At 32.5% G+C, this 15,912-nt stretch carries 14 protein-coding genes and 1 tRNA gene; 6 read left to right on the forward strand and 9 right to left on the reverse strand.

Annotated elements, in window-relative coordinates; translation table 11 throughout:
• Nucleotides 1-263: 263 nt before the first annotated feature.
• From QZZ53_RS08140 to lepA, 3 genes are read right to left on the reverse strand one after another with little or no spacing between them, the layout of a single operon-like run.
• Nucleotides 264-2,078, reverse strand: a complete 1,815-nt coding sequence (locus QZZ53_RS08140) for a 7TM diverse intracellular signaling domain-containing protein (protein WP_296383432.1) — start codon at nucleotides 2,076-2,078, stop codon at nucleotides 264-266.
• The gene (locus QZZ53_RS08145) at nucleotides 2,056-2,691 is read right to left on the reverse strand and encodes a response regulator transcription factor (RefSeq protein ID WP_296383433.1); all 636 of its coding nucleotides are present in this window, start codon (nucleotides 2,689-2,691) and stop codon (nucleotides 2,056-2,058) included. The genes QZZ53_RS08140 and QZZ53_RS08145 overlap by 23 nt, the downstream gene beginning before the upstream one ends.
• A 49-nt stretch (nucleotides 2,692-2,740) precedes the next feature.
• Entirely contained in the window at nucleotides 2,741-4,537 is a 1,797-nt protein-coding gene (lepA, locus tag QZZ53_RS08150; RefSeq protein WP_296383434.1) for a translation elongation factor 4, read from the reverse strand.
• A gap of 149 nt (nucleotides 4,538-4,686) precedes the next feature.
• Here lepA and QZZ53_RS08155 point away from each other — a divergent pair, with 149 nt between their 5' ends.
• Nucleotides 4,687-7,104: an outer membrane beta-barrel family protein gene (locus QZZ53_RS08155; RefSeq protein ID WP_296383435.1), complete on the forward strand. Its 2,418-nt coding sequence runs from the start codon at nucleotides 4,687-4,689 to the stop codon at nucleotides 7,102-7,104.
• Nucleotides 7,105-7,134: 30 nt separating this feature from the next.
• Here QZZ53_RS08155 and QZZ53_RS08160 read toward each other — a convergent pair whose 3' ends face one another.
• The gene (locus tag QZZ53_RS08160) at nucleotides 7,135-8,250 is read right to left on the reverse strand and encodes a hypothetical protein (protein ID WP_296383436.1); all 1,116 of its coding nucleotides are present in this window, start codon (nucleotides 8,248-8,250) and stop codon (nucleotides 7,135-7,137) included.
• Nucleotides 8,251-8,311: 61 nt separating this feature from the next.
• Here QZZ53_RS08160 and QZZ53_RS08165 point away from each other — a divergent pair, with 61 nt between their 5' ends.
• Genes QZZ53_RS08165 through dusB form a run of 3 tightly spaced genes read left to right on the forward strand, consistent with a single transcriptional unit; the run spans nucleotide 8,312 to nucleotide 10,995 of the window.
• Complete coding sequence (locus QZZ53_RS08165) at nucleotides 8,312-9,556, forward strand: M28 family peptidase (RefSeq protein ID WP_296383437.1); 1,245 nt, start codon at nucleotides 8,312-8,314, stop codon at nucleotides 9,554-9,556.
• Nucleotides 9,556-9,960, forward strand: a complete 405-nt coding sequence (locus QZZ53_RS08170) for a DUF4345 domain-containing protein (RefSeq protein ID WP_296383438.1) — start codon at nucleotides 9,556-9,558, stop codon at nucleotides 9,958-9,960. Before QZZ53_RS08165 ends, QZZ53_RS08170 begins: the two co-directional genes overlap by 1 nt.
• A gap of 39 nt (nucleotides 9,961-9,999) precedes the next feature.
• Nucleotides 10,000-10,995 (forward strand): tRNA dihydrouridine synthase DusB, encoded by a 996-nt coding sequence (dusB, locus tag QZZ53_RS08175; protein WP_296383439.1) that lies wholly within the window; start codon nucleotides 10,000-10,002, stop codon nucleotides 10,993-10,995.
• On the opposite strand, the gene QZZ53_RS08180 is transcribed toward dusB, so the two are convergent.
• Both QZZ53_RS08180 and rbfA read right to left on the reverse strand, forming a co-directional pair.
• A complete protein-coding gene (locus tag QZZ53_RS08180) occupies nucleotides 10,992-12,194 on the reverse strand; it encodes an FtsX-like permease family protein (RefSeq protein WP_296383440.1) in 1,203 nt (400 codons plus the stop codon). The genes dusB and QZZ53_RS08180 overlap by 4 nt on opposite strands.
• On the reverse strand, nucleotides 12,195-12,593 hold the full coding sequence (gene rbfA, locus QZZ53_RS08185) for a 30S ribosome-binding factor RbfA (protein WP_296383441.1): 399 nt from the start codon (nucleotides 12,591-12,593) through the stop codon (nucleotides 12,195-12,197).
• Between the two features lie 83 nt (nucleotides 12,594-12,676).
• Here rbfA and mce point away from each other — a divergent pair, with 83 nt between their 5' ends.
• Nucleotides 12,677-13,081, forward strand: a complete 405-nt coding sequence (gene mce, locus QZZ53_RS08190) for a methylmalonyl-CoA epimerase (RefSeq protein WP_296383442.1) — start codon at nucleotides 12,677-12,679, stop codon at nucleotides 13,079-13,081.
• A gap of 85 nt (nucleotides 13,082-13,166) precedes the next feature.
• Nucleotides 13,167-13,243: transfer RNA gene (locus tag QZZ53_RS08195), tRNA-Ile, on the forward strand.
• 57 nt (nucleotides 13,244-13,300) lie between these two features.
• Here QZZ53_RS08195 and gap read toward each other — a convergent pair.
• Genes gap through QZZ53_RS08210 form a run of 3 tightly spaced genes read right to left on the reverse strand, consistent with a single transcriptional unit; the run spans nucleotide 13,301 to nucleotide 15,730 of the window.
• Nucleotides 13,301-14,293, reverse strand: a complete 993-nt coding sequence (gene gap, locus QZZ53_RS08200; RefSeq protein ID WP_296383443.1) for a type I glyceraldehyde-3-phosphate dehydrogenase — start codon at nucleotides 14,291-14,293, stop codon at nucleotides 13,301-13,303.
• 13 nt (nucleotides 14,294-14,306) lie between these two features.
• Nucleotides 14,307-14,924 carry a pyridoxamine 5'-phosphate oxidase family protein gene (locus QZZ53_RS08205; RefSeq protein WP_296383445.1) on the reverse strand — a complete coding sequence of 206 codons (618 nt, stop codon included), beginning with the start codon at nucleotides 14,922-14,924 and terminating at the stop codon, nucleotides 14,307-14,309.
• 35 nt (nucleotides 14,925-14,959) lie between these two features.
• Nucleotides 14,960-15,730, reverse strand: a complete 771-nt coding sequence (locus QZZ53_RS08210; RefSeq protein WP_296383447.1) for an MBL fold metallo-hydrolase — start codon at nucleotides 15,728-15,730, stop codon at nucleotides 14,960-14,962.
• Between the last annotated feature and the right edge of the window lie 182 nt (nucleotides 15,731-15,912).

Consider the following 15,912-nt stretch of genomic DNA (forward strand, 5'->3'; position numbering starts at 1 on the left):
GATTAAATTGATTAGTGTAAAACTACAGAAAGAGTGTCTCTCAAAGCAATACCAGAGTTCAGGTATATTTGATAAAGCATTTTAAAAACAAAGAGGCTTTAACACAAGTTTAAAGCCTCTTTTCTCAAGATAATGGTTAATCAATTTAAAACATACATCTTGATAGTTCCACTAGCTGAGCCTAGAATTAATAGCAAATTATTCTGAAAAGTAAAACTAAATCTAAATGATAATGAAATCAATACCAGAGTTCAGGTAGATTTTTAAATTGGGATAGTTATAAGAATAGATGTGCCACTATTGATTTTTGAATCAATCTCTAGTTTTCCTCCAATTTGTTGAATTCTTGAAGCAATATTTTTTAAACCCAACCCTTTTTCTTGGGTTTTAATGTTAAAGCCCCTACCATCATCTTCAATGGTTAGTGTAGCATAATCATCATGACCAATTAATTGCACATCAATATGTTGCGCATCTGCATGTTTTAAAATATTATTTAGCACTTCCTGTATCACTCTATAAAGTTGTAATTCAGTATTTTCACTTAGTTTACTTGGAAACTGATAATTTTTAAAGTCAACATTTAAGGATGTTTTAGAAGATAGATTAGTAGTTAAATCTGAGACTGCATTTTTAAAACCTACTAGTTTTAAATCTGAAGGAGATATTTCATGAGATAAATTTCTAACATCATTACAAATATTATCTATTGCGTCGTTGACGGCCTCATTTTCAATATTGTCTTCAACAAATCGTTTGAGGTAACTTAGTTTACTACCAATATTATCATGTAACTCTCGACTAATTCTTTTGCGTTCTTGATCTTCTCCTTTTATAAAATAATATAGGTTTTTCTTTTCCTCAAACACTAATTTTTTAGACAATGCATTGCGGTCATCGTAAATGTCTTTTACCATTAAAATTACTGTGAATGTTAAAAATAGAATTTCTAAAAAGGAAGAATAAAAGATAAAAGGCAAACCGTAAAATATTGTATTTACCAAACCATAACCATGATATAGAATAGTTAAACACACACCAGAAATCATAAAAACATATGCAATGGTAAACAGTGAAGATCGCTTAAAATTAGTTTTAAAGTAGAGAACAATTTGTATGGTAATTAAGACAACCATTGTTAAAAACACGGAGTACCAAAGGTTCATGAATACTGAAACATAATGTTCGAAAAAATCAGTAAAAAAGAAATGGATTAAAACCCTAATAGAAATAAGAATAATCAATAATACATCAATAACCTTTTTTAAATTGGGCATATAAGTTTTAGCCTCAAGAATTTTCTGAGAAAAAACCACAAATAGTAACAGTGAAATTTCACTAAACAAAACGTAATGTTTGTATTTATTGAAGAGGTCAGATTCATCTAGAAATAATTGTGAAAATAAACCAGTGTATGAACTTATAAAAAGACCAAGGAAGACGATATAAATAGCATAAATTAGATAACTACTATTCCTTAAAATATAAAACACAAATAAACTAAAACATACTGATAATAAACTAATACCATAATACAAGCCCAAAAGAATTAACTGAATAGAGCTTTGGCTATTAAACAACGACTCACTTTTTATCAGTACAGAAGTCACTAAAGGCTTCCCTTTTTCCTTTTTTAGGTTTAGTTTATATGAACCTGTTTCTAAAGGCTGTAATCTAATTTTAAAAGCAAAAAGGCGATGCTTAATTGGTTTGTTTGAAATTGAGTAGTCAATACCTGTTGTATTCTGCTCAATAAAAGCTCCGTTTTCAAATTTTAATAAAGAAATTTCTTTTATTAGTGCATTAGAGAATTCTAATAGTAAATTTTGAGGCTTATCATTTAGGTTTTTGATATTAAAATCAATGGAATTCAGCTCATTTTTAAAGCTGAAATAAAAATAGTTGTACTTATTGTTTGGTTGACTTCCATTTATTTTTGAATATTCTATAAGGTTAGCCTTTTTAAAACTAGAATCTATATAGAGTGTATCAACTTGTTGAGCCTTTAAGTTTAATAAACAGCCTAAACTTAAAACCAAAACAAGAATTATTTCCCTATGAAAACAGTTGTTTTTCATTGACAAGCTTTATCAAATCTATGGAATTATGAATATCTAGTTTTTTAAATATATTCTTTTTATGTGTTTCTACAGTATGTGAGCTAATAAAGAGGTTTTTAGCGATTTGAGGCACGTTGTTTCCCTTCATCAATTCGGAAATGATTTCTTTCTCTCGACGTGTAATTCTTATTTTTTCGAGAAACCCATCGGTTTCAACAACATCATTTTTTATACCTTTACCAAGGTAAAATATTTTGCTTTCACAAACACTATCTAAAGCCCTTAGTAAGTCTTCGGTAGAACAATTTTTTAGTAAAAAACCATCACCATTATATTGCTTTACTTTCTTTACAATATTCTCCTTATTATACATAGTAAGCACTATAACTTTTATTTGAGGGTGATGTAGTTTTATGTCTTTAAGAATATCTAACCCATTTTTATTAGGGAGATTTAAATCTAATAGAAGAATATCTGGATTTTTAGCTTTTATAGTTGAGAGGACTTTATTTCCATCTTTAACAAAGTCCAAAACATTATAATCGGGTTGATTATTGAAAATAGAAATTAGACCATCAATTACAATTTGATGATCTTCGCAAATGAGTATTTTTTTTGGCGGATTGTCCACGGTTAGGGTACCTTACCAAGAAAGATACTAAAAAAAGATTAGAGTCCTTTTAGTCGTTCAGCTTCAGTACAGCCATAAACGCCTGCTGAGGTATTTCTACATTACCAACTTGACGCATACGTTTTTTACCTTTTTTCTGCTTTTCTAATAATTTACGTTTACGTGAAATATCACCACCATAACATTTGGCAGTTACATCTTTTCGAAGTGCTTTTACCGTTTCTCTGGCAATAATTTTTGCACCAATAGCTGCTTGAATAGGAATATCGAATTGCTGTCTAGGAATTAACTCCCTTAACTTTTCACACATCTTTTTACCAATGTTATGCGCATTGTCAGCATGAATTAAAGCCGAAAGCGCATCAACAGGTTGCGCGTTTAATAAGACATCTAATCGCACTAATTTAGACACCTTCAAACCTATTGGATGATAATCAAAAGAAGCATAACCTTTAGACACTGTTTTTAAACGATCGTAAAAATCAAAAACAATTTCTGCTAATGGCATTTCAAAAATCAACTCCACGCGTTCTGTAGTTAGATACGTCTGATTGACAATCATACCACGCTTTTCTATACAAAGACTCATTACGTTGCCTACAAAATCAGCCTTGGTAATAATAGTTGCTTTTATATAGGGTTCTTCAACACGATTGACCGTTGTTGGTTCTGGTAAATCACTAGGATTGTTAACCACAAAAGGGACATCAGGCTCTTTATTTGTATACGCATGGTAAGACACGTTAGGAACTGTTGTAATAACGGTCATATCAAACTCACGCTCTAAGCGTTCTTGTATAATTTCCATGTGCAACATACCCAAGAAACCACAACGAAATCCAAAACCTAAAGCAGCAGAGCTTTCGGGAGCAAAAACCAAAGAAGCATCATTAAGTTGAAGCTTTTCCATGGAGTTTCTGAGCTCTTCGTAATCTTCAGTATCTACAGGATAGATACCTGCAAAAACCATTGGTTTGACATCTTCAAAACCTTCTACAATATTTGTTGTTGGATTCGCAAAATCTGTAATCGTGTCACCAACTTTTACTTCTTTTGCTGTTTTAATTCCTGTAATTAAATAACCTACATCACCAGCTTTAACACTTTTTTTCGCTACTTGAGTTAGTTTTAGAGTTCCAACTTCATCAGCAAAATATTCTTTATCTGTTGCGACGAATTTAATTTTTTGTCCTTTTTTAATCTCTCCATTAAAGACTCTAAAGTAAGTTTCAATGCCTCTAAATGTATTGTAAACAGAATCAAAAATTAAAGCTTGCAAAGGAGCATCAACATCACCTTTTGGAGCTGGAATACGCTCAATAATTGCCTTTAGAATATTGTCAACACCAAAGCCTGTTTTTCCACTTGCATGAATAACTTCTTCAGGCTCACAACCTAATAAATCAACGATATCGTCTGTTACTTCCTCCGGATTAGCACTTGGCAAATCCACTTTATTAAGCACGGGAATTATTTCTAAATCATTCTCTAAGGCCAAATATAAATTAGAAATTGTCTGTGCTTGAATGCTTTGTGCTGCATCAACAATAAGAAGCGCACCTTCACAGGCAGCGATAGAACGAGATACTTCATATGAGAAATCTACGTGACCAGGAGTATCAATAAGGTTTAATACATATTCTTGTCCTTCAAAGGTATATTCCATTTGAATTGCGTGCGACTTAATGGTAATACCACGCTCACGTTCCAAGTCCATACTATCTAAGAGTTGGTCTTGTTTTTCACGAGCAGTAACTGAACCTGTATAATCTAATAAGCGATCAGCTAAGGTACTTTTTCCGTGGTCGATATGTGCAATGATGCAAAAATTTCGAATGTTCTTCATCTATCTTTCTAAAGCAATAATTGGGTGCAAATATAAGTGTTTTCTTGTGCTTTGTAGTATCAAAAAGGGCAATAAAAGCTCGTTGAATTGCTGAAAAACCACAATAAAAAGTAAAAAACAATCTTTATATTGCAACACAAACCTAACTAATGATTGCTCGTCTACGACTTTATTTTAGCACAATATTTTTTGTGCTGCCTTTTACTGTCTTTGCTCAAGATTTTTCTATTTCCGGAAAAGTTGTTGATTCAAATAATAATCCTATTGAATTTGCTAATGTGATTATTTTCATAGAGAATGAAAATGAGTTCTTAAAAGGAACATCAACAGACGATAAAGGCTTTTTTAAACTAGACAAATTAGATTCAACCATCTATGTTATCAAAATAAGGTTCATTGGTCTTGAAGAATTTGAACAAAAAATTATCCTAACAGGAGATTTAGACCTAAAAACAATTCAGCTTAGTGAGACTCCAGAAAGTTTAGGTGAAGTTATAGTTATTGGAAAAAAACCAACCATAACAAGAAAACCAGATCGATTAATTTTTAACATAGAAAACACTGCGCTTACAGAGGGCTCTACACTTGGTGTTTTAAAAAGCACACCTGGTGTTATTGTTTCAGAAGGTGGAATAAATATTAAAAGTACTCCTGCAACTGTTTTTATTAATAATCGCAGAGTGCAATTGACCTCTAATGAATTAATACAGTTATTAGAAAGTGCTCCTGCAAATAGCATTAAGTCTATCGAAGTAATTACTAATCCACCTGCGAGTTATGATGCAGACAGTGGTTCGGTCATAAACATTATAATGACTAAAAACTTAGTAACGGGTTATAGAGGAAGTGTTTCAACTAATTATACTCAAGGTGTTTTTCCTAGATATAATGCAGGAACGAGTCATTATTATAAAAATGATAAAATCAACCTAAATTTAAATTATAGTTACACCAATCAAAAGATTAATAGAGATCAGGATGATAGAGTTAACTTCCTTGATAACGCGAACCAAATAGACCAAATATGGAGTTCTGGTGTCAACCGAAATACATGGTCCGAAACCCATAATCTCAACCTCAACTTTGATTATTACATTGATGATAAAAACACTTTAAGTCTTACGAGTACAGGTTTATATACTCCATATTTTAAATATAAGATTAGAAATAATACCGATATTTTTGATGAAGATTCAGTTTTTGAAGAACGTTTTACGGCTGATAATTTATCTAGAGATAACAAATACAATATTGGCTCTGACTTTATTTTTAAGCATGATTTTGAAAATAATGCGAAACTTACTTTTAATGCACACTATACAACATATAATTATAAGCGAAATCAGAAAGTATTAAGTAACTTCTTTGATCAGAATAATATATTCGAAGACAGTTCCGAGTTTAACACACTTGCCAATCAAGACACACAGATTATTACGGGAAAAGCAGATTATAGTTTACCCATTGATGAGTCTTCTAGTTTTGATGCAGGTGTAAAATATTCAAACGTAAATACAGATAGCGATATCACAAGAGTAGATATTATTGGCGAATCTGAAGTGATAAATACCGATAACACAGACGCGTTTAAATATAATGAAAACGTATTTGCGGCTTATACTAACTATAGTAAATCTTGGGAGAAATGGGATTTAAATTTAGGCTTAAGGATTGAACAAACTAATATTGAAGGAGAATCTCTAACACTAAGTGAAATAAATACACAGGAATATTTAAATTGGTTTCCAAACGCAAGTTTATCATATCAAATAACAGAAGATGTTAATTTAACAGGAAGCTACAAGCGCAGTATAACAAGACCTAGCTATACGGATTTAAATCCATTTACATTTTTTATTAATGAAAATACCATCGTGTTGGGTAATCCAAATTTAATTCCAACATATAGGGATTCTTACAGAGTAGCAACAAACTTTTTAGAGTACTTCACTGTTGCAGCATACTATGCAAATTTTGATGGTGACATCATAGAGTTACCTCGACAAGATAACAATACAAATGTCATTGCTTATACACCAACCAACCTTGATAAAAAGGTAGATTATGGTTTCGATTTTGAATTTATTTATTCTCCAACAAATAAGTGGAGTTTATATTTTGTTACCTCTTTCTATAACATTACAGAAGAAGCTAATTTTGGAGATGGGTTTGTGGAATTAAGTCAATGGTCTAATTATAGTGTTTTACAAAATAGTTTATCAATGCTAGAAGATAGAAGCTTAAACATAAGTTTAACGCTTACTTGGGTTGGTAAAAATGTTCAACAACTTCAAATCGTTGAAGACAGGTTGGTGTCAGAGTTCAGTATTACGAAGTCCATTTTTAATAAAAAAGGAATAATATCGTTATCAGTAGAAGACTTATTTAATTTTCAAGATTATGATACTTCACTGAGCTACAGAAATCAATCGAGTTCTAGTTTTGTAGATTCAGATAATAGATACATTAAACTTGGTTTTCGTTACAACTTTGGAAACACTAAACTTAGTACCAACGAGCGTGCTACAGATGCAGAAGAACGGAGCAGACTTAAAGATTTAAACTAATAAAGAGATTCCTTTTTGCAAAGAAGTTTGTTAGTCTTGCCACTCAGCAATAAAAAGATTAGTATCACGTCCACCACCATTATTACGGTTAGAAGAAAACGCTAAATGTTTACCATCATTAGAAAAAACAGGAAAAGCGTCAAACGTTTCTCCATGTGTAATGCGTTTTAAATTCTTACCATCAATATCTATCAAATAGAGATTGAAAGGAAAACCACGTTCAGCTTCAAAATTAGAAGAGAATAAGATTTTATCACCAGAAGGATGAAAAAATGGACTCCAGTTTGCATTACCTAAGTCAGTTAATTGTCTTAAGTCAGAACCATCAGCATTACAAATGTAAAGTTCCATTTCTGTTGGTTCAACCAAGCCTTCAGCTAACAAATCTTTGTAGTCTTTAATTTCTTTTTCTGTTTTAGGACGTGACGAACGGAAGATTAATTTAGTGCCATCTGGTGAAAAGAAAGCTCCACCATCGTAACCCAATTCGTTAGTAATTTGTTTTACTTCACTACCATCAATATTCATGGTGTATAATTCTAAATCACCACTTCGTGTTGAGGTAAACACAATTTTATCACCTTTTGGAGAGACTGTTGGTTCAGCATCATAACCAACCTCATTAGTTAATTGCTTTACAATGTTACCTTCTAGATCAGCAACAAAGATGTCATAGCTATCATAGATTGGCCAGATATATTTTCCATTTTTACGTAATGGTGTGTCTGGACACTTGTCATCACCCAAATGTGTCGAAGCATAAATAATATGTTTATTGCCTGGTAAAAAATAAGCACATGTTGTACGTCCTTTTCCTGTGCTTAGCATTGGAGGCGCAATACTGTCTGTAAATGTTTCGTTAGCATTCATTAAAAACATTTGATCGCATCCCACGTTCCATTTGGCATTATTAGATTGAAAAACCAATTGTTTGTCATCAAAACTCCAATAAGCTTCAGCATTATCACCTCCAAATGTTACTTGTCTTAAGGATTTAAAATGGGTCTCTTCTGGATAGATTAAAGGTTTTTTTGTTTCATCAGTATTTAATATTGTTTCAGTTGTTGTATCCGAGGTCTTTGAAGGTTCATTTTTACATGCCGAAAATGTAATCAGTACAATAAGTATAACCGCTAATCTGTTCATAATAAAGAATTATAATAAATGGCTTTTAATGCCTAATTTTGCGCAAAAATAAGATTTACACATGAAAAAATTAATGTTTTTGTTTGTTTTAATAGGATTTCTATCATGTAAAAACGAACCTAAAGTTGCTGAAAATAGAATAAAGGAAGATGTTGCTTTTTTGGCAGATGACAAATTAGAGGGAAGACAAACCGGAACTCAAGGCGAGACTTTGGCCGCAGAATATATTGTTGAGCGCTTTAAGGCTATAGGTTTACAACCTAAAGGAACCGAAGAATATTTACAATCGTTTTCGTTTAAACCGAAAACAGATCCTCATAGTGAAGTTGTATTTACAACCAATGCAGACAGTACAATTACGGGAAATAATATCATCGGGTTTATAGATAACAACGCTAATACAACAATTGTAATTGGTGCACATTACGACCATCTAGGATTTGGTGGTGAAGGCTCCTTATATAGAGGAAAAGATAAAGCGGTTCATAATGGAGCAGATGACAATGCGAGTGGAGTTGCTGTATTACTCAATCTCGCAAGCCGCTTAAAAATTAAGAACGACCAATCTAAGGGTAAGGATAAAAACAACTATTTATTTATGTCATTTTCTGGAGAAGAAATGGGATTATTGGGTTCTAATTATTTCTCTAAAAATCCAACAATAGAAGCCGAATCTATCAACTATATGATTAACATGGATATGGTGGGTCGTATGAAAGCAGATAGCACATTGGCTGTTTATGGTACAGGAACCTCTCCAATGTTTAAGCAAACCTTGAAATCTAATAATGATAAATTTAAACTAGTAGAAAACGAAAGTGGAGTAGGACCTAGTGACCACACATCGTTTTATTTAATTGATATTCCCGTGTTACATTTCTTTACTGGTCAGCATGAAGATTATCATAAACCAGGAGATGATTCTGAAAAACTGAATTATGTTGGAATGAATTTAATTTCTGATTATATCTATAATATTATTAATGACTTAGATGATAATGGCGAATTAGCCTTTAGAAAAACTAAAAATGAAAGCGATGAAACACCTCGCTTTAAAGTAGGTTTGGGAGTGGTACCAGATTATTTGTATGATGGAAAAGGTATGCGAATTGACGGAACTCGTGAAGATACTCCAGCGTTTAATGCAGGCATACAAAAAGGCGATGTGGTATTGAAATTGGGAGATAGTACGATTACAGATATGATGAGTTATATGAGAGCATTATCTGTTTTCGATAAAGGAGATGAAGCGGATATTACTGTAAAACGAGGAGAGGAAATAGTGGAAACGAAAGTAAAATTCTAATGTTAAAATCAAAACAGGGTTTCATCACGAAAATACATCTAATTATTTCTGTGTTAATTGTGGTTCCTGTTGCGTTTATTTATGGTTTTAATCCAAGCTCACAGTTCAATATTTATTTAGGAACTATAGATGAGCAAAATTTCTTCAAAGCCGTAATGGGATTGTATTTGGGCTTTTCTGTATTATGGGTTTTGGGTATTTTTAGAACCAATTATTTAAAGTTTGCTTTAGTTACCAACACTATTTTCATGCTTGCTCTAGCCACAGGAAGATTGTTAAGCATAGTAATAGATGGCACTCCAACCTTCGCCTATGTTTTTGGAATTTTGGGAGAATTCATTCTAGGATTTTATGGGTTATGGGTTTTAAATTATGTCTATCCTAAAACCAGTAGTTCTAACTAATATTTTAAAATAACTTAGCTTTGCATCAAAATTTAAAACTTGGTTAAAATAGGCAACATAGAATTACCAGACTTTCCACTGCTTTTAGCACCTATGGAAGATGTTAGCGACCCACCTTTTAGAGCGTTGTGTAAAGAGCAAGGTGCAGATGTGGTTTATACTGAGTTTGTGTCTAGCGAAGGCTTAATTCGTAATGCGGCAAAAAGCGTTATGAAATTAGATATCTATGAGAAAGAACGACCAGTTGGTATTCAGATTTTTGGAGCTAACATGGAAAGTATGTTGCAGACTATTGACATTGTAGAAAAGTCAAACCCAGATATTATTGATATCAACTTTGGTTGCCCTGTTAAGAAAGTAGTTTCAAAAGGAGCTGGAGCAGGAATTTTAAAGGACATCTGCTTAATGGAAAAGCTCACTGCAGAAATGGTAAAACGAACCAATTTACCAGTCACAGTTAAAACTAGATTAGGTTGGGATCATGATTCTATAAAAATCGTTGAAGTTGCTGAACGTTTACAAGATGTGGGTTGTAAAGCCATTGCTATTCACGGTAGAACCAGAGCTCAAATGTATAAAGGGGATGCTAATTGGAAGCCTATAGCAGAGGTTAAAAATAATCCACGCATGCATATTCCTGTTTTTGGAAATGGAGACATTAATACACCAGAACGTGCTGCTGAAATGCGAGATAGTTATGGACTAGATGGCGCCATGATTGGACGAGCGTCTATTGGTAATCCTTGGTTTTTTAAACAGGTAAAACATTTTTTTGAAACAGGTGAGCATTTAGCTCCAATTTCTCTAGCAGAACGTATTGAAGCCGCAAGACGTCATTTGCAAATGTCTATAGATTGGAAAGGTGAAATTCTTGGTGTTTTTGAAACCAGAAGGCATTACACAAACTATTTTAAAGGTATTCCGCACTTTAAAGAATACCGAATGAAAATGGTAACTAGTGATGATTCTAAAGATGTGTTCGCCGCTTTTGATGAGGTTTTAGAGAAATTTTCTGATCACCAGTTTACTTCTTAAGACTGAATTAATTGTTTTGTGATGCGTTGAGATGCTATTCTTGACGCAATAATTCCTAAGGCAAAGATTGTTGCCAATACAATAAGAATATTTAAGAAGTTCAACCTAACGGGATAAGGCAACTCGGGTGTTAGCATTACTAAATCAAAAGATTGTTGTAAAAGGACAATTAACAGACCAATTGTAACACCAATAATTCCACTTACAATAGTCATTAAACTGCCTTGCCAAAAGAAAATAGACTTAATTGATTTTGGCTCTGTACCTAGATTAAATAGCGTGTTAAGTGACTTCTTTTTGTCTAAAATCATCATAATAATAGCTCCAATAACATTGAATAAAGCAATAATGATTACTAAGGTAAATATGAGGTAAATAGCTAAGTTTTCGGTATTCAACATTTTGAATAAAGCATCATTTAGTTGTGCTCTATTTTTAATTATAAATCTATTAGGAAAAGCACTTTCTAATTGCACTCTAGTTTCAGACTGATCAATATTATTTTCTAGCTTTAATTCTATAGCACTGACTTGATTTTCTTTATAGTTTAATAATGATTTTGCTAAGTTGATATCTGCAAAAACATATTTATTATTTAATTGTTCATTAATATCAAAAAGCCCAACATTGTTGACATATTCAGAATTATAATAACCCTCTATAGAACTTGCCTGTCCTCTTCCTGGTTTTGGGACATAAAGTGATAAAGGCTTCAGGTAATTAAATATACCAAAAGATAGATTATTAGAAATTCCCCAACCAGAAACCACATCGTTACTCTTGGGTGAAATCCAATTGCCTTTGGTGACCATAGAATCAATGTTGGTAACTTTTAAGTAGTTTGAATCTACACCTTTTAAAGTTGCAAGAAGATTCTTGTTATCAGACTTTATGATAATGCGCTCTTCAATGATTTTAGAATATGAGGCGATTCCCTCTATAGTATTCAAATTTGATATATCGTCTTCAGAAAATAGAAACGATTTCCCTTCTGTAGGCATTAATTTTAAATCTGGATCTACAAAAGATGAGAACTGAAGGCTGAAATCTTTCAGTCCTGCAAAAACAGATAAGACAATAAATAAAGCTGCTGAAGCAATGATAACACCACCTGATGCAATGAGTGTCATTATATTTATAGCATTATTACTGCTTTTAGAAAACAGATAACGTTTTGCTATATATAAAGGAAAATTCAATTAAGATTTTTTTCGCTTACCTAATAAATCTGGGTTTTCAAGAGGATTATCTTTTCCTTTAAGTGAACGCTCAATACCATCAATATATTCTAGTGAGTCGTCTATAAAAAATTCAAGTTGTGGCATACGCCTTAATTGATGTCGTGTACGTTGTGCTAACTCATGTCTAATTAAGGGCTTATTAGATCGAATACCCTCCAATAAAGGCTGCGCTTCTTTGTTTGGAAATATGCTTAAGTAAACCTTAGCCATTGACAAATCTGTAGTCACATTCACTTTACTAACTGAAATGATAACACCTCGTAAACCACCATCAGCTGCTGCTTTTTGTAAAACATCCGCCAAGTCTTGTTGGAGTATACCTCCTATTTTTTTCTGCCTCTGTGTAAATTCTTCCATGATGACTATTATAACTAATCACCTGCAAAAGTAGATGATATTTAAGGATTATCTTATTTTTACTCTACAAAATTGAAGCCAAGATGAGAAAAATAGAGCACATAGGTATTGCGGTAAAAGATATAGACAGTTCAAATGACCTTTTTGCGTCGTTATTTGGAAAAGAACATTATAAACTTGAAGAAGTAGAAAGTGAAGGGGTGAAAACTTCTTTTTTTAAGTGCGGACCCAATAAAATAGAATTGCTTCAGGCGACTAATGAGAATAGTCCAATAGCTAAATTCATTGAAAAGAAAGGAGAGGGAATTCACCATATTGCCTTTGCAGTAGATAATATTGAAAAAGAAATTAAAAGATTAACTAAAGAGGGTTTTACAATGATACATAAAGCACCAAAGAAAGGTGCAGACAATAAGCTAATCGCTTTTTTACATCCAAAATCCACAAATGGTGTTTTGGTGGAATTATGCCAAGAAATTAAGGGCTAAAACGATTTGTTTTTCTTGTAGAGTTTTAAAATATGTAGTAATATTGCACACGCTTTAGTAATAAAGCTATTGACAATAGTCAATTGGTCCTATAGCTCAGTTGGTTAGAGCACCTGACTCATAATCAGGTGGTCCGAGGTTCGAGTCCTCGTGGGACCACCAATAAGATGAAAGCCTTACATCTCTGTAAGGCTTTTTTATATTTAGAAATTTTTTTATCTAGTATTGCATTTCTAGAATCTGGCGTATCATCTGATTGGTAAATCCCCATTCATTATCGTACCAAGTCATTACTTTTAGTAAATCTCCATCCACAACTCTTGTCATATTCAAATCAATGGTAGAAGCAAACGGACTCTTTACAATGTCAGAGGATACTATTGGTTCTGTTGTTGTGGTCAATATATTTTTATACCGACTTGTTTTTGATTCCTCATCAAAAATTGTATTTACCTCTTCTATGGTTACTGGTCGTTCTGTCACAAAAGTTAAATCTGAAATAGATCCAACAGGAATAGGAACACGAAGCGCTACACCATCAAATTTCCCCTCATATTCTGGTAAAGCTTTGGTTGTTGCAATTGCTGCGCCTGTTGATGTAGGTATAATATTTGTAGCACCTGCTCTTCCCATTCTAAAGTTCTTTTTTGAAGGAGCATCAACAATGCCTTGTGAAGCTGTATAGGCATGAACTGTCGTCATTATAGCTTTTTTAATTCCTATTCTGCGACCTAAAACTTCAACTACTGGGCTAATATTATTTGTTGTACAGCTTGCACAAGAAAAAACTTTGGTCTTACCATCTTCTGTATTTACGCCATGTACTACAGTAGGAATATCTCCACTTTTAGTAGGAGCAGAAATTATGACTGTTTTTGCACCAGCTTTAATATGTTTTTCCGCATCTTCACTAGAGGTGAAAAATCCTGTACTCTCAATGACAAGGTCAATATTGTTTTCTTTCCAAGGTAATTCTTCGGGATTGCGTATTGAATTGAACTGAATTTTTTTTCCTTCTACAATAAGATTGTTATCGTCGTGCGACACTTCCTTTTCATAAATACCGTAAACCGAATCGTATTTGATTAGGTATGCTATATTTTCTATCGAAACAATATCGTTTACAGCTACTAATTCAAGTTTTGGTGAATCTAAAATTACTTTAAGGGCAGCTCTTCCTATGCGTCCCATTCCGTTGATTGCTATTTTCATTTTGAATGTGGTTTTATTGTTTTATTTGTTTTTTCAATTCTAATATTTCTGCTTCAAGTTTTGCTATATAATCTTTTTGAGGTAAAAATGCTTCGTTTATTTCTTCAACCGTATAACGGGGTTTAATGTGTTGAGGACAATTCCAATCATAAGCTTCTATATGAAATACCATCATTCGTTCAGGTCGAAATTTATAATCTTGTAGATTTAATTGTTGGTATAATTCAGGATTATCCTTGAGTTCTATAACTTCGGATTTGGCAAATATTTTAAGCCGAGTTCTTGTAGGATAATCAATTATAATAAGAGACACGTTATTATTTGTTGCCATATTACCTACAGAAACATATTGCTTGTTTCCAATAAAATCTATAAAGCCTATTCTTTTGGGGCTTAATACTTTTAAGAAGCCCTTTGGGCCGCCACGATGTTGTACATAAGGAAACTTTTTAACTCCAATTGAAGCTAAATAAAAACTGTCACGATTTTCAATAAATGATATTTCATTATTTGTTAATCCATCAATTACGCTAAATTTCCCCATGCGTTCATAACTGTTCCGACTACCATGTTTTTCCTGTAATTTTTTGACTGCTTCAGTAAAAGCTATTTCTGCAAAGTTTTTAGCCATAATTGTTAGTTTTTCTATTTATTATATCCTGTTGATTAATCCATAACCATTATTTTTCCATCTTCAGGAATTAAAACATTATCCATTAAGTTGTTATTTATTAATATTTTTTTTAACTCTTTTCTAGTTAATGGACAATGATTTATTGATTCCATATGGTTCGCGATAACTTTTCCTGAAGTGTTCTTTACAAACTTTAAAATATCATCTACATTCATAATAAGTTGTTTAAATAAATCGAATTGAGCCGCGCCACAAGCTAAAACACTAATATCAGGACGATAATTTTTTAAAACTTTATCTACTGAAGTGGTGTAAATAGTATCAGAACTGAGGTAGATAGATTTTTGATTGGGTAGTTTTATGTAAAACCCAATTACATTACCCATGGGTTTTGCCACAAATCCGTAACCATGTTTTGCAGGTATACCTTCAATGGTTCCTCCTAAAAACATTTGTTTCTCCCAGTATTTCAATGATTGAACAACATTTAGTCCTCTCTTCTTAAGCGCTTTTTCGTCCCTTACACTACACGTAATAGGAATGTTTTTTTTGATTAAGAATTCAACTCCTTTACTATCAATGTGATCTGGGTGTTGATGTGTTATTAGGCAATGTGTTACTTTTTCTAATATTAAATTAGCATTTGTAGGAAGCGGAACTGTTGGGTTTCTTCTTGCCTTGTGTCTGAATAAAGTAAAAGAAGGCATGAAGCCTTGATCTCCTAACATTGGATCAATTAAAATGACATCTTTCTCTGTTTCCACAATCATTGTGGCATTTCTTAAATGGTGAATCTTTAGCATTTTTTATGTTTTTATAGTAAATGTTGCTGTTAAACCAACACCGAAATTTCTGGGTAAATCTTGAACACCAAAAATGGATCTCGAATGTTTTCCTTTTTCTTCTAAGATCTTAACAAATACATTAGATGCTCCATTAACAACTATAGGTGAATCATCCCAATCTTTAGAAGATTGATAATATG

The sequence above is a fragment of the Winogradskyella sp. genome (assembly GCF_016744625.1).
Taxonomy (GTDB): Bacteria; Bacteroidota; Bacteroidia; order Flavobacteriales; family Flavobacteriaceae; genus Winogradskyella.

Bases quoted from the DNA above. Each gene is read 5' to 3' on its own strand.
- mce (WP_296383442.1), top strand. From the start codon at position 12,677: ATGAGAAAAATAGAGCACATAGGTATTGCGGTAAAAGATATAGACAGT.
- QZZ53_RS08140 (WP_296383432.1), bottom strand. From the start codon at position 2,078: ATGAAAAACAACTGTTTTCATAGGGAAATAATTCTTGTTTTGGTTTTA.
- QZZ53_RS08165 (WP_296383437.1), top strand. From the start codon at position 8,312: ATGAAAAAATTAATGTTTTTGTTTGTTTTAATAGGATTTCTATCATGT.
- QZZ53_RS08160 (WP_296383436.1), bottom strand. From the start codon at position 8,250: ATGAACAGATTAGCGGTTATACTTATTGTACTGATTACATTTTCGGCA.
- QZZ53_RS08170 (WP_296383438.1), top strand. From the start codon at position 9,556: ATGTTAAAATCAAAACAGGGTTTCATCACGAAAATACATCTAATTATT.
- QZZ53_RS08210 (WP_296383447.1), bottom strand. From the start codon at position 15,730: ATGCTAAAGATTCACCATTTAAGAAATGCCACAATGATTGTGGAAACA.
- lepA (WP_296383434.1), bottom strand. From the start codon at position 4,537: ATGAAGAACATTCGAAATTTTTGCATCATTGCACATATCGACCACGGA.
- rbfA (WP_296383441.1), bottom strand. From the start codon at position 12,593: ATGGAAGAATTTACACAGAGGCAGAAAAAAATAGGAGGTATACTCCAA.
- QZZ53_RS08155 (WP_296383435.1), top strand. From the start codon at position 4,687: ATGATTGCTCGTCTACGACTTTATTTTAGCACAATATTTTTTGTGCTG.
- gap (WP_296383443.1), bottom strand. From the start codon at position 14,293: ATGAAAATAGCAATCAACGGAATGGGACGCATAGGAAGAGCTGCCCTT.
- QZZ53_RS08205 (WP_296383445.1), bottom strand. From the start codon at position 14,924: ATGGCTAAAAACTTTGCAGAAATAGCTTTTACTGAAGCAGTCAAAAAA.